Source organism: Amycolatopsis sp. NPDC041971 (assembly GCF_055588925.1).
Window position 1 is genome coordinate 166,898 of the sequence record NZ_JBVJCE010000014.1, and the last position, 12,819, is coordinate 179,716.

General features: G+C 68.4%; 11 protein-coding genes and 1 pseudogene. 7 read left to right on the forward strand and 5 right to left on the reverse strand.

The window, feature by feature from the left end:
- Window positions 1-12: 12 nt before the first annotated feature.
- Together ACZ6DT_RS26370 and ACZ6DT_RS26375 are read right to left on the reverse strand one after the other, a co-directional pair.
- The gene (locus ACZ6DT_RS26370; protein WP_465599919.1) at window positions 13-1,863 is read right to left on the reverse strand and encodes a VanW family protein; all 1,851 of its coding nucleotides are present in this window, start codon (window positions 1,861-1,863) and stop codon (window positions 13-15) included.
- 101 nt (window positions 1,864-1,964) lie between these two features.
- Window positions 1,965-3,432, reverse strand: a pseudogene (locus ACZ6DT_RS26375) (dihydroxy-acid dehydratase domain-containing protein); the annotation flags it as partial.
- Window positions 3,433-3,519: 87 nt separating this feature from the next.
- Here ACZ6DT_RS26375 and ACZ6DT_RS26380 point away from each other — a divergent pair.
- Genes ACZ6DT_RS26380 through ACZ6DT_RS26390 form a run of 3 tightly spaced genes read left to right on the forward strand, consistent with a single transcriptional unit; the run spans window position 3,520 to window position 5,693 of the window.
- Entirely contained in the window at window positions 3,520-4,179 is a 660-nt protein-coding gene (locus tag ACZ6DT_RS26380; RefSeq protein ID WP_465599921.1) for a GntR family transcriptional regulator, read from the forward strand.
- On the forward strand, window positions 4,176-4,682 hold the full coding sequence (locus ACZ6DT_RS26385) for a metallophosphoesterase family protein (protein WP_465599923.1): 507 nt from the start codon (window positions 4,176-4,178) through the stop codon (window positions 4,680-4,682). Before ACZ6DT_RS26380 ends, ACZ6DT_RS26385 begins: the two co-directional genes overlap by 4 nt.
- 18 nt (window positions 4,683-4,700) lie before the next feature.
- Entirely contained in the window at window positions 4,701-5,693 is a 993-nt protein-coding gene (locus ACZ6DT_RS26390) for a PHP domain-containing protein (RefSeq protein ID WP_465599925.1), read from the forward strand.
- A gap of 389 nt (window positions 5,694-6,082) precedes the next feature.
- Here ACZ6DT_RS26390 and ACZ6DT_RS26395 read toward each other — a convergent pair whose 3' ends face one another.
- A complete protein-coding gene (locus tag ACZ6DT_RS26395) occupies window positions 6,083-7,039 on the reverse strand; it encodes an ArsR/SmtB family transcription factor (protein ID WP_465599928.1) in 957 nt (318 codons plus the stop codon).
- 146 nt (window positions 7,040-7,185) lie between these two features.
- Between ACZ6DT_RS26395 and ACZ6DT_RS26400 the strand changes: the two genes are divergently transcribed.
- Window positions 7,186-7,584 (forward strand): hypothetical protein, encoded by a 399-nt coding sequence (locus ACZ6DT_RS26400; protein ID WP_465599930.1) that lies wholly within the window; start codon window positions 7,186-7,188, stop codon window positions 7,582-7,584.
- Here the strand turns inward: ACZ6DT_RS26400 and ACZ6DT_RS26405 are convergent.
- Both ACZ6DT_RS26405 and ACZ6DT_RS26410 read right to left on the reverse strand, forming a co-directional pair.
- Complete coding sequence (locus tag ACZ6DT_RS26405) at window positions 7,560-8,768, reverse strand: saccharopine dehydrogenase family protein (RefSeq protein WP_465599933.1); 1,209 nt, start codon at window positions 8,766-8,768, stop codon at window positions 7,560-7,562. The genes ACZ6DT_RS26400 and ACZ6DT_RS26405 overlap by 25 nt on opposite strands.
- 20 nt (window positions 8,769-8,788) lie before the next feature.
- Window positions 8,789-9,430 carry a GOLPH3/VPS74 family protein gene (locus ACZ6DT_RS26410; RefSeq protein WP_465600057.1) on the reverse strand — a complete coding sequence of 214 codons (642 nt, stop codon included), beginning with the start codon at window positions 9,428-9,430 and terminating at the stop codon, window positions 8,789-8,791.
- 189 nt (window positions 9,431-9,619) lie between these two features.
- Between ACZ6DT_RS26410 and ACZ6DT_RS26415 the strand changes: the two genes are divergently transcribed.
- From ACZ6DT_RS26415 to ACZ6DT_RS26425, 3 genes are all read left to right on the forward strand, one after another.
- Window positions 9,620-11,095, forward strand: a complete 1,476-nt coding sequence (locus ACZ6DT_RS26415; protein ID WP_465599935.1) for an APC family permease — start codon at window positions 9,620-9,622, stop codon at window positions 11,093-11,095.
- Window positions 11,096-11,242: 147 nt separating this feature from the next.
- Window positions 11,243-11,554: a hypothetical protein gene (locus ACZ6DT_RS26420; protein ID WP_465599937.1), complete on the forward strand. Its 312-nt coding sequence runs from the start codon at window positions 11,243-11,245 to the stop codon at window positions 11,552-11,554.
- A gap of 42 nt (window positions 11,555-11,596) precedes the next feature.
- Complete coding sequence (locus ACZ6DT_RS26425; protein WP_465599939.1) at window positions 11,597-12,814, forward strand: cation:proton antiporter; 1,218 nt, start codon at window positions 11,597-11,599, stop codon at window positions 12,812-12,814.
- Window positions 12,815-12,819 lie beyond the last annotated feature (5 nt).

Genomic DNA, 12,819 nt, shown 5'->3' on the forward strand with positions numbered 1-12,819 from the left:
CAGCCCTCGCGACTACTCCGTGCCGCAGGTGATCTTCGGCTGCGGGTTGTAGTGCACGTTCCGGGTGTGGCGCCGGATCTCGCGGCCGCTGGAGGCGTCCTTGATGACCCGGGTGTCCGACGTGGTGAAGCCGGGCGCGCCGTTGCTGGGCTTGCAGTTCTCGGCGGGGCCGGACTTCGTCGGCGGCTCGGACGGGTTGCTGCGGCCGCCCGGGATCGACTCGACGGTGTACTTCTTGGTACCCCACAGCCGGATCGTGATGTCCGACGGCGACCAGACGGTCTGGATCGCGACACCGGTGTCCGTGTCGTTGGTGAATTTGAGGTCGATCACGCTGCCGCCGTTGTGGTTCTGGAACACGGTCGCCTCCCGCGCGGCGGGGTAGCGGCTGATGTAGTAGCTGTGTTCCTTGTGCTCGGTGTCCTTCATACCGGCGAAGTACGAGGCGTTGTACAGCGTGGTCGCGAACTGCGAGATCCCGCCGCCGACCTCGCGGCCGGGCGCGCCGTCCTTGATGACGCCGGCCTCGACGTAGCCCTGCGCCGCGCCACGCGGCCCGGTGAACCCGTTGAGGCTGAACGTCTCACCCGGCTTGACGATGGCGCCGTTGACCTTCTGCGCCACGACCCGGATGTTCGTCCCCGAGTCCGGCGCGAACCCGCCGGTCTTGAACTCGCTGACGACCTCCTTGATGCCGAGCTGGTTCGCCTGCTCGGTGGTCACCTTGGCCGGGGTCTTCTTGTAGGTCACCGGCAGCTCGCGGGGTGCCGCGCGCTTGAGTACCTCGAGCACCGGCTTGAGGCTGGGCTCCCAGTCGACGACGTTGGCGTCCTCGGAAGGCTGGACGGTCGGCTTGCCGCCTTCGAAGACGATCTGCGCGTCCTTGCCCTCCTTCTCGGTGGACTTCAGCTGCGGGCCCGCGGCCTCGATGATCTTGTTGTTGTCCACCTTCGGGTTCAGCACGCCACCGTCGGCGGGTTCGAAGGTCAGCGCGCCCGCGATGGCTTCGGGTTTGACGACCGCGTCCTTGCCCTCGCCCTTGATGACCATCGGCGCCGCCACGGCGGGCTTCGCGACCTGCTCGAGAGCGGCGTGGACGGCCTCTGGCGAGACCTTGACCGGTGCCTGGGTGACCGCGAGCGTCAGCGGCTCGCCACTGGCCCAGCGGTCCAGGATCATCCGCTTGGCGGCCTCGACGTCGAGTTTCTGCCCGGTTTTGGGCTCGACGGCGACCGGCTTGGCGTCCTCGAAGCGGATGGTGCCCTCGATGGGGTCACGGTCGATGGTGCCGCGCAGGTTCTCCAGCGCGGCGGTGAGTTTGGCGTCGTCGGTCTGCGTGACGACGCCGACCTCGGTGGTCGAGAAGAACGACGCGATCCGCGCGAACGGGTTCAGCGGCTGGTCGCCCGCCTGATCCAGGGTGGCGGGCCAGTCGAGGCGCAGGCCCGCGTTGTTCGGCGCCAGCGACTCCTCGGCGTCACCCGCGACGATCTTCACCGGCCGGGTCAGCCGCGGCTCGATGCCCCCTCGGAGCTCCTTCTCGGCCGCCGCGCGGTCCATCCCGCCGACGTCGACCCCGGCGACGGTGACGCCGCGGGGGACGCTGCCCTGGGAGACCAGCACATCGAGGGCGTACGCGACGACCAGCAGGCCGAACACGCCGCCGCCGATGAAGGCGGCCTTGCGGTAGCTGCGACGGCGCTTCGGTGGCGCGGGCTCCTCCGGCGTGGCAGACTCCGCGAACCCGGGCGTGACGACCGGGAGAATGTCCGTCTGCTCGGCATGGGACTCGGGCCAACGCGGTTCCTGCGGCAACTCTCCACCCTCCACGGTCCGGCGAGGCCGGGCGTCGTGATCGAACATCCGGGTCTTCCACACGTTCCGGACGTAGGTTCAAGATACGGGGCGCGTTTTGTGGTCGTGCAACTCGCCCGGTTGGGTGAGCGGGTCACTCCGTCGGGTGGTCACTGCGCGTCAGGTTCCGGATTTTCGCCCACTTTCGTGAGAAAACCGAAGTCACAGCCCTCGTCGGCCTGCGTGATGTGTTCGAAGTACAACGCCCCGTAACCCCGTTCGAAGCGTGGAGCAGGCGGGATCCACCGTGTCCGGCGGTGTTGCAATTCGGCATCATCGACATCGAGGCTCAGTCGTCGCGAGGGGACGTCCAAGGTGATCGGATCGCCGTCGCGGACCAGCGCGAGCGGTCCGCCCACATGGGACTCCGGCGCGACGTGCGGCACGCAGGCGCCGTAACTGGTGCCGCTCATCCGGACGTCGGAAACGCGGACCATGTCCCGGACCCCCTTGGCCAGCAGGTGATCGGGCAACGGCAGCATTCCGTACTCGGGCATGCCGGGGCCGCCGAGCGGACCGGATCCGCGCAGCACCAGAACGGAATCCTCGGTGATGCCGAGAGCGGGATCGTCGATGCGGGTCTTCAAGTCCCGGTGGTCGTCGAAGGCCACCGCGGGTCCAGTGTGGACGAGCAGCCGGGGATCGGCGGCGATGTGCTCGATCACCGCGCCCGACGGTGCGAGATCGCCACGCAGCACCGCGACTCCTCCTTCGGCCGCGACAGGGTTTTCGCGGGTGCGGATGACGTCGTCGTTGTGCACCCGCGCCGCTTTCAGGTTCTCGCCGAAGGTCCGGCCGGTGACGGTGACGCGATCGGTGTGCAGCAGGTCGGTCAGCCGGGAGAGGAGGCCGGGAAGCCCGCCCGCGACCGGCCATCGCGATCAGGTGGATGACGGCGTTGGTGGAGCCGCCCAGCGCCGGCACGGTGGTGATCGCGTCGGCGTACGCGCGTTCGTCGAGGATCTTCGTGATGGTGAGGTCCTCTTACACCATGTCCACCACGCGCGCGCCGCTCGCCGCGGCCATCCGGTGGTGCGCCGAGTCGACGGCGGGGATCGACGCCGCGCCGGGCAAGGTCAGCCCGAGCACTTCGGCGACCGACATCATCGTGGACGCGGTCGCCATCGTCATACAGGTGCCGGAAGAACGGGCCAGCACACGCTCCAATTCGGACAGATCCTCGTCGCCGATCAGCCCGGCCCGCTTGTCGTCCCAGTACTTCCACATGTCGGTACCGCTGCCGAGTACCTCGTTCCGCCAGCGCCCACGCGACATCGACCCCGCGGGGACGAAGATGGCGGGCAGGCCCGCGCCATCGACCGGGCAGGACCGCAGGATTTCCTCGGCCTCCATCGAAAGGAGGTTGCGGTAGAGCATCGGTGTCGGCTTCTGGAAGGTCTCCGACAGGGTCGCGACCGGGAACTCCAGCGGAAACCCGCCCGCCTGCCACACCCCGCGTTTGACCTGTTCCGCGCGTTCGCGCAGATGCATGTGGCAGGGGTTGATGTCACTCCAGGTGTCGAGGATCGCGATGACGGGTTTCCCGAGGTGCTCCTCCGGGTTGTAACCGAGTTGCCTACGGAGTTCCTCGAGGCTCCTCATGACAGTTTCCTCATGACAGTTTCCTGATGACACTGAGGATGGCATCTCATATATGATCCGCTCATGTCCTCGACCTTCAGCCTGCCCGCCTCCCGCACCGAAGTGGTGCTGGAGGAGATTCGCCGCGGCATCCTCACCCGGGAGTTGAAGCCCGGCCAGGCGTTGGTCGAAGCCGAACTCGCAACCCGGCTCGGCGTGTCGAAGACGCCGGTCCGCGAGGCGCTCAAGGTGCTGTCGAACACAGGGCTCGTGACGTTCAGCCCGTACAAGGGCGCCTCTGTGTGCGTAGTGGACGCGGAGCTGGCGAAGTCCGTTTACGACGTCCGCATGGTGCTGGAGCCCGAGGCCGTGCGGCGGTCGGTGGAACGCCGTTCCCCGGACCTGCTCGAAGACGCCGCGGAGGCGTTGAAGGAGGCCTCGGCGGCGATTTCGGGCAGGGATCAGGCCGTGCTCAGCCTGCTCAACCGCCGGTTCCACCGCGCGCTCTACAGCGGCTGCGGCAACCCGCTGATGGTCTCGATGCTGGACGGCCTCAAGGATCGCGCCGCGCTGATCTCCGTGGTCGGCTGGGAGGCGAATCCCAGCTGGCGCAAGGAGTGGAACGAGCGCAAGGCGGTACTGGCGGCGGCGAAGAAGGGCGATGCCGAGGGTGCGGCGGGGCTGTTGCGCGCGCATATCGGAGACCTCCTGGACCGGATCCTCGGGGCGATCGGAGACGAATGACGCGCTTACTGCTCATCGCTGACACACATCTGCCGCTGCGCGCGAAGGCGATGCCGGATCAGGTCTGGCGCGAGGTCGAAGCCGCGGACGTCGTCGTCCACGCCGGCGACTGGGTCGAGGTCGCTCTGCTGGACGAACTCGAGGCTCGGAGCAAGCGGCTCATCGGGGTCTACGGCAACAACGACGGCGCGGAGCTGCGGGCGCGGCTTCCCGAGATCGCGCGGGCGGAGTTCGACGGCGTCCGCCTCGCGGTGATCCACGAGACCGGCGGCAAACAGGGGCGCGAGCGTCGCTGCGACGAACAATTCCCGGACACCGACGTCCTCGTGTTCGGGCACAGTCACATCCCGTGGGACACGGTCACGCCGAACGGGCTGCGGCTGCTGAACCCCGGTTCGCCGACCGACCGGCGGCGGCAGCCGTTCTGCACGTATCAGACCGCCGAGCTCCACGACGGCGAGTTGGGCGACGTCGTTCTGCATGAGCTGCCTCTTCGCCGCTGACGGGGTAGACAGGTAGCCATGGAACCGGCGCAGGCGTTGAGGGAGATCGCGTTCCGGCTGGAACGCGCGGGCGAGCCGACCTACCGGGTGCGGGCCTTCCGGCAGGCGGCCTCGGTGATCGCCAAGGTCAAACCGGACGACCTGCGCAAACGTGCCGAGGCGGGCACGCTGACCGCGTTGCCGAACATCGGCAAGGCGACAGCGGCGGTCGTCGAAGACGTCCTCGCCGGGCGCCGGCCCGCGTACTTCGAGAAGATCGGCGAGCCGAAGCTGCCCGACGGCGGCCCGATGCGGGCGGCGTTGCGCGGCGACTGCCACACCCATTCGGACTGGTCCGACGGCGGGAGCCCGATCGAGGAGATGGCCGAGGCCGCCCGCTCGCTCGGTCACGAATGGATGGTGCTGACCGACCACTCGCCGCGGCTGACCGTCGCCAACGGCCTCTCGCCCGAGCGGCTGCGGCGGCAGATGGACGTCGTCGCGGAACTGAACGAGACGATGGCGCCCTTCCGGATCCTGCACGGCATCGAGGTCGACATCCACCTCGACGGCACGCTCGACCAGGAGGAAGACCTGCTGGAGCAGCTGGACTTCGTCGTCGCGAGCGTGCACTCGAAACTGCGGATGCCCGCGAGGGAGATGACGCCGCGGATGATCGCCGCCGTCCGGCATCCGCGCGTCCGGGTGCTGGGCCATTGCACCGGGCGGTTGGTGATGGGCGGCCGCGGGAAACGGCCGGAGTCGGAGTTCGACGCCGAGGCGGTGTTCACCGCTTGCCGGGAAAACGGGGTCGCCGTCGAGATCAACTCGCGACCCGAACGCCGCGACCCGCCGACGCGATTGCTGAACCTGGCCGTGGACCTGGGCTGCGACTTCGCGATCGACAGCGACGCGCACGCGCCGGGGCAGCTGGACTGGCTCGTCTACGGCTGCGCGCGGGCCAACGAACTGGGGATCGAGCCGGATCGGGTGATCAACACGCGGACCGCCGAGGAGCTGCTGGCGTCGTGAGTGGCGATTCGGGTTCTAACCTTCTTTGTCACTCACGACCCCTTAGCGGATCTGTGCATATGGGCATCAATCGGGAATTCAACCGCCCGGAACTGTCCAGCGTGGACTCAGCGCTCATGGCAGGGGATCGCCTACCCCCATAATTGCCTTACCTCTCGTCAGTCGTGACGCCCCGCTTGTGTCATGAAAGGGTCGTTCAGGACATCCGGGCCAGATGGTGCGCCAGTAACGGCGAGGGCGAGAACGGAGAGCGCGGCGCATCGCGGGCCACAGGATGCCACTCATGAAGGATGTCCCTTTCCGCAGAACCTCGGCATTTCTGTCAGATGTGACTGCGGCGTGCGCACACGATAACCACGTTTGACAGTTGGCGGCAGACGGCGAAGCGGTCAAAGATTCTTGCGCAGTAAGGCCGACCCCAGCGGCGTGAGGTGGTGTCGCACGGTGTTGCCCTCGCGCGTGCTGAGCACGAGACCCGCTTCACGTAGCACTGTGGCGTGCTGGCTCGCCGAGGACATGGAGATGCCCGCGCGGTGCGCGACATCGCTGGTCCGGCCACCGCCCGCGATCGTCTCCAGCACGGCGGCACGGGTGTGCCCCAGCAGCGCGGACAAGGCGGAGCCGTGGTCGTGGGGCATGGACTCGGGCGGGTGCTGTTCGATGGGGTGGACGAGCACCGGCACCTGGTCGTTGTCGACCAGGGTCACCCCGGTCCGCCAGCAGAAGAACGACGGGATGAGCAGCAGCCCCCGCCCGTCGAGGTGGAGTTCGGTGTGCACCGGGTAGTCGACCTCGAGCACCGGTGCCTTCCACCGCATCGCGGAGGAGAGTCCGCGCAACAGTCCTTCGACGCCGTCGGCGAGCTGGATTCGCGCCTGTCTCGCGCGCTGACGATCGAAGCACGTGAGGATGTCGCTCCAGACCGGATCGATCACCGCCTGGTGGTACGACCGGACCGCTCGCGTCAGCGCGCCGAGCGCCGCCGGGTTGGCGTCACCCAGATCCCGCGCCCACGGCGTCGGCAGCCGGGATCGGGCCAAGATCGCCAGATCCCGGCGCAGGGCGCTGCGTTTGGTGCCGCTCACCAGTTCCAGTTGCTCTTCGAGGTCTTCGCCGGACGGCGTGAGAAAGTCGGGGAAGTACCCGCTGGGCGGGACCAGCGTCAGTAACGGCCCGGCGGCCTTCGGCAGCCGGCTGCGGACAGTGCCGCGCCACTTCCGTACCGGCAGGCCACCGTCCCCACGCTGGAGCCGGTGCAGGCTCAGCGTCGTCTCCCACAGCGGATCCGGCCTCGTCGCGACCCTGACCCGGCCAAGATCCTCTCCGGAAAAATGCACGCGCAGCACAGCTTCCCCCTCCCCAGGCACCCCGGAGAATTAACGCACGAGAGACGCGGTTTGGCGATGTTTCAGCCAGAACTAAAACTGCGCCGGAGGACTCAGCGCGCCTGGCACGGTTCGTGGAGCAGAGTCCTACTACTGAGGGGATGAAGATGAACATCAAGAAATTCGGCCTCGCCGCCACGGGTACGGCGATGGCGCTCGGGTCGCTGTTCGCGGCCACTCCCGCCACGGCGGCGCCGTCGGTGACGAGCGAAGAGATTTCGATCCAGCAAACGTGCCGGAATCTGCCGTACTATTCGGCGGTTCCGGGTGGCTGGGCCGAGTTCACCGTCAGGTGCGGCGGCAACACCGTGACGGTTTCCGGTCGGGTGGTCGACACGGCCTCTGACGACAGGTGCGCCCGGGTCAAGGTGTACTGGCCGAGCGAGAACCGGACCTCCTACAGCCCGAAGGCCTGTCCGAAGGGCAGTTCGAAGGACTTCACCCTGTACGGGCTTTACGCGGCGAACCCGCAGGTCACGCTTTACACCGTGCCCGCTGGCGGCTGACCCTCGCCCACGTGGTGGGGCAGTGTCGCGAAACGCAGGCCCGCGTCGCTCAGCCTGTCGATCAACGCCTGCCCCATCGCGGTCGCCGTGGTGACCTGCCCGGCCGTCGCGGGCAGGTCGTCCAGCGCCAGGCACAGGGCGGACTCGCCGAGCATCTTCGCCGTCTCGCCGTAGCCCGGGTCGCCGCCGGACACCTCGGTCACGACGCGTTCACCGCCGCTTTCGGCGTGGAACCGCACGGAGAACCACGACCGCGCCCGTCGCTGCTCGTCCGGGCCGCCGCCGGGCTTCAGCAGCTTCGACAGCGCCCGCCGCGCGGGCGGGACCTGGGCGGCGGCGAAGAGGAGGCCCATCCCGGCCGCGCCGGCGGCCACCACCGGAAGCCGTTTGACCGCCGCGAAATGCCGGTAGGTGAAGTCAGGGCCGTACGCGGGGAGGGCGGCGGCGGAACGCTGGACGATCATCGGGTCGATGGTCGGCAGCGGTACCGCCCAGAAACCGTCGGGGCCGCGGTGCGGGGTGCCGAGCGTGGCACGCGCTCGGCGGCCTTCCGGCCGTGGTTCGGCCGCCGCGCGGTCCCGTGCGGCGCGGAAACTCGACGGCAGCCTCGAAAACGCCGTCAGCGCCGAAAGGAACGTGCCACCCGACGGCACCGCGCCCGCCCGCACGTATCCGTCGACGCGGATCGGTTTCCCTCGCGGTAACTGGGAAACGGTGAAGAGGCTGCCGAGGTCGTGCGGGATCGAATCGAAACCGCACGCGTGTACCAGCCGGGCACCGGTTTCGACGGCGCGGGCATGGTGGGTGACGTACATCCTGTCGACGAACTCGGGCTCACCGCACAGATCGGCGTAGTCGGTCCCGGCTTCGGCGCACGCGGCGACCAGCGGCTCTCCGTAGTGGACGTACGGGCCGACAGTGGTGGCGACGACCTTCGCGGACTCCGCGACCTTCCGCAGTGAGTCCGCATCGGAGACGTCGGCTCGCGACAACGACAGTCCGGAGAGCTCCGGGTTGATCGAGAAAAGCCTTTCCCGCAACGCTTCCAGCTTGACGGGATCGCGTCCGGCCAAGGCAAGGCGCAGACCGGGCGGGGCGGCGCGGGCGAGATACTCCGCCGTCAGGCCACCGGTGAACCCGGTGGCGCCGAACAGTACGACGTCGTGGTCACGGTCGGTGGGCATGGGTGTCAGGCTACCGCCGATCATCGCCTGTCGCCGGTGTAGACGACGGCGGCGCTCACCGCGTCCACCCCCGTGATCAGCTCGGCGAGCGCCCTCGGGAGGTCTCGGTGCGTGGACTCGGCCCAGCTCCGCAGGCCGGCGCGGTCGAGTTCCGGTTCGCAGAAGTCGTCGAGACCGATGGTCCAGGCCAGCAGCGCCAGGCAGACCGAATGCGGATCCGGCTGTTCGGTGCCGAGGACGGCCGCCCTCGACTTGCTGCGCGCGGCCGTCGACATCAGCAGATCCCGCGGCGGGTACCGGTGATTCTTCCGCATGAGCATCCGGTCGGTCTCGCGGTCGATCACGCCCGCGGCGAGCAGATTTTCCGCCACCGTTCCACCGAGATCGTGGCGAAGATGGCTGACCCAATCCCGGACGGTGTGCGGCTCGCGTTCGCGGAGGATTTCCGAAAACACCCGATCCAGCGGGGGATGCGCGAGGCCGCGCCGGGACAGTGGGCGGATTCGCTTGCGTTCCACGGTGATCCGCTCGGCGAGGAGGAGATCGCAGAGCGCGGAACCGGCCATTCCGATGCCGAGCCCCGTGCGGCGCAGCGCGGGTTTTCCGGTGAACTCGTCGTGGGCGAGGAAGAACAGGGAATCGACCAAGGTCAGCCGACGCATGAATGGCACGCCCTCCGGCGTTGTGGTGCGGGACGGCCAAGGTAGCGGTAGCGCGGGTACCGCTGCGACCCGAGGTCCGTTTTTAGCCTGAACGGACGTACCTCGCCGGGGGGCCCGGCCCTAGGGTGGGATGGCTCTCTCAAGATCAAGAGCCTTCAGCGCCAAACCGACGTCCGGGGGGACGGGTTCATGGGTACGCAAAGACCGCGGCGCGGTCTCGGCCATCGACGGCTCGGAGCCGCGCAGATCGTCTTCTTCGTGGTGGCCGCGGCGGGTCCGCTCTTCGCCATCGCGGGCGGGGTCCCGACGAACTACGCGGTCACCGGCAGCGTCGGGGTGCCGCTGTCGTTCCTCCTGCTCGCCCCGATCCTGGGGTTGTTCGCGGTCGGCTACTCCGCGATGAGCCGCTACATCACCAACGCGGGCGCGTTCTATCCCTACGTCGCCAACGGGGTCGGCAAATCCACCGGCGCCGGGATCGCGTTCGTCACGCTGTTCTCCTACAACGCCATCCAGATCAGCATCTACGGCCTGTTCGGCTGGTCGGTGTCGACGTGGCTGGGCACCCTCACCGGATCCCCGCCGCCGTGGTGGCTGTGCGCGCTGGTGATGGTGCTGGTCGTCGGCGCGCTCGGTGTCCTGCGGGTCGATCTCAACGCCAAGGTGCTCGGGGTGGCGCTGTGCCTCGAGGTCGCCGTCGTCGCGATCGTCGACATCGCGTTGTTCGCGAATCCGGCGGGCGGAAGTGTTTCGTGGGTTCCGCTGGAGCCGTCGAGCCTGTTCACGACCGGTGTGGGCGCGGTGTTCGCGTTCTCCGCCGCCGCGTTCATCGGTTTCGAGGGCGCGGCGACCTACGGCGAGGAGACGCGGGAACCCAGCCGCACGGTCGGCAGGGCGACGTTCGCGGCGATCGGTCTCACCGCGGTGCTCTACGTCGTCTCGTCGCTCGCGCTGGCGGTGGGCACCGGGCCGGACATCATCGTCACCACCGCGGCCGCCCAGGGCCCCGACCTGCTGTTCACCCTGGCGGGACAGCATCTCGGCGACACGTTCTCCGACGTCGCGTACACGCTGTTCGTGACCGGGCAGTGCGCGGCGTTGCTGAGCTTCCACAATGCCGTCGCCCGGTATTTCTTCGCGCTGGGCAGGGAAGGGTTGCTGCCGCGATCGCTGGCCAAGACCAGCAAACGCACCGGCGCGCCGGTGGCCGGTTCGCTCGCGCAGACCGCGCTCGCACTGGTGGTCGTGTCACTGTTCGCGATCGCGGACCGCGATCCGGTGACCGAACTGTTCACCTGGCTCGGCACGACGGCGTCCACCGGGGTCGTGGTGATCATGATCGCCGTCTCGCTTTCGGTGATCGGCTTTTTCAAACGGCGACGGCACGCCGAAAACGCTTGGCGCCGCTGGATCGCGCCGGGGCTGGCGATCCTCGCGTTGTCGGCCGTCCTCGCGCTGATCCTGCTCAATTTCGACCTGCTGCTCGGCCCGGCCGGGACGTTCCTGTTGCGCTGGGGCCTGCCCGGTCTCGTGCTCGTCGCGGCGTTGGTCGGTTTCCTGCGTGCGGAAGTGTTGCGGACCACCGATCCCGGCACGTATGCCGCCATCGGTGGTCCGCTCGAGGACGAGGGCGCCGAACCCGCCGGACCCAGGGCGGGACGATGATCGTCCGCGCCCCGCACCGTCCGAAATGGACACTCTGGTCGACGTGTTGTCCGCGGCCTTCCACGACGACCTGTGCGCGTCTGGGTCTTTCCCGGTGACGGATCCCTCGTCGATTTGTCTATAAAGGACTGGTAAAGTACCGGTCAGATGACGACGAACCGTGCCCCCGCACCACGGCACCGTTCCGTCTTCTTTCTCCTGATCTTACTCGTCTTCGCCTTCGTCACGCCGACCGTTCCCCACGGGCACGGCCGAGCCGAGACGGAAGATCCGGTCGCCGTCTTCGCGACCCAACCGCTGCCCGCCTTCCACGGCGGGCAAGCCGTCCCCCTCGCCGACGTGCCCGCCGAAACGGCGACCGCCGACCTCCTCGACGTCGGTCAGGCCCCTGAGCGGGGCGAACCCGTCGTCGTCACCCGTGCGGTGCCGCAGGCTCCCGCACGGGCACCTCCGCGCTGATACCGGTCCTCAAGCCGCATCAGCCATTTATCGGAGGTCTCCATGAGTTCCGGTCATGCCCTGCTGGCCGTCGGCGGGGCGTTCCTCGCCGCCGGTGTCATCGCCAGAGCGGGCGCCCGCATCGGGCTGCCGACCATCCCCCTGTTCATGCTGGCCGGATTCGTCTTCGGCCCCAACACCCCCGGACTGTCCCTTGTGGACGATCCGGCCGAACTCGGTGTACTCGCCGGGCTCGGTCTCGTCTTCCTCCTGTTCTACCTCGGCCTCGAATTCTCCCTCGACGACCTGGCCAAGGGCGGGCGCAAACTCGTCTGGTCCGGGCTGATCTACCTGATCCTCAACATCGGCGGCGGGCTCGGCTTCGGCTTCCTGCTGGGCTGGGGGACCCGGGAAGCGCTGGTCATCGCCGGGGCCATCGGTATCTCGTCGTCGGCGATCGTCACGAAACTCCTGCTCGAATCCCGCCGGATGAACAATCCCGAATCCCGGCTGATCATGGGCATCATCGTGATCGAGGACCTGTTCCTCGCGCTGTACCTGGCGTTGCTGCAGCCGGTGCTGTCCGGCGCCGGGAGCTTCGGTTCGGCGATGGCCGACTTCGGCAAGGCCTTCGCGTTCCTGATCGTGATGGCCGCGCTCGCCCGCTGGGGCGGCCGGGTGGTGTCGAAGCTGTTCGGTTCGGCCGACGACGAACTGCTGACCGTCTGCTTCGTCGGTGTCGCGGTCATGGGTGCCGCCGTCGCCGAGGAGGTCGGGGTGTCCGACGCCATCGGCGCGTTCATGGTCGGCATGATGCTCGGCGGGTCGAAGGTCGCGCCGCGCATCCACAAACTGGTGCTCCCGTTGCGGGACGCGTTCGGCGCGCTGTTCTTCTTCATCTTCGGGCTCAGCATCGACCCGGGCGCGGTCGGTTCGGTGGTCGTGCCGGTGCTGATCGCGGTGGCGCTGACGATCGCGGCGAACCTGGGCGCGGGCGCGCTCGCCGCGCGGCTGAACGGGTTCGATCGCCAGTCCGGGGTGAACATCGGGCTGACCGTGCTCACCCGGGGCGAGTTCTCGCTGGTGCTCGCCGCGATGGCGACGGCGGCCGGGCTGGACTCGCGGGTCGCGCCGTTCATCGCGGGTTATGTCCTGCTGCTGGCCGTGATCGGTCCAGTCGCGGTCATCCGCTCGGAGAAACTCACCTGGTTGCTACCGGCGGGTATCGTCCGGGGCACTTCGACCCGCCGGGACCGCGAACAGGTGGCACGGGCGACGTGACAAGG

Coding starts and splice junctions, on each gene's coding strand:
- ACZ6DT_RS26370 (WP_465599919.1), bottom strand. CDS start 1,863: ATGTTCGATCACGACGCCCGGCCTCGCCGGACCGTGGAGGGTGGAGAG.
- ACZ6DT_RS26380 (WP_465599921.1), top strand. CDS start 3,520: ATGTCCTCGACCTTCAGCCTGCCCGCCTCCCGCACCGAAGTGGTGCTG.
- ACZ6DT_RS26385 (WP_465599923.1), top strand. CDS start 4,176: ATGACGCGCTTACTGCTCATCGCTGACACACATCTGCCGCTGCGCGCG.
- ACZ6DT_RS26390 (WP_465599925.1), top strand. CDS start 4,701: ATGGAACCGGCGCAGGCGTTGAGGGAGATCGCGTTCCGGCTGGAACGC.
- ACZ6DT_RS26400 (WP_465599930.1), top strand. CDS start 7,186: ATGAACATCAAGAAATTCGGCCTCGCCGCCACGGGTACGGCGATGGCG.
- ACZ6DT_RS26405 (WP_465599933.1), bottom strand. CDS start 8,768: ATGCCCACCGACCGTGACCACGACGTCGTACTGTTCGGCGCCACCGGG.
- ACZ6DT_RS26410 (WP_465600057.1), bottom strand. CDS start 9,430: ATGCGTCGGCTGACCTTGGTCGATTCCCTGTTCTTCCTCGCCCACGAC.
- ACZ6DT_RS26415 (WP_465599935.1), top strand. CDS start 9,620: ATGGGTACGCAAAGACCGCGGCGCGGTCTCGGCCATCGACGGCTCGGA.
- ACZ6DT_RS26420 (WP_465599937.1), top strand. CDS start 11,243: ATGACGACGAACCGTGCCCCCGCACCACGGCACCGTTCCGTCTTCTTT.
- ACZ6DT_RS26425 (WP_465599939.1), top strand. CDS start 11,597: ATGAGTTCCGGTCATGCCCTGCTGGCCGTCGGCGGGGCGTTCCTCGCC.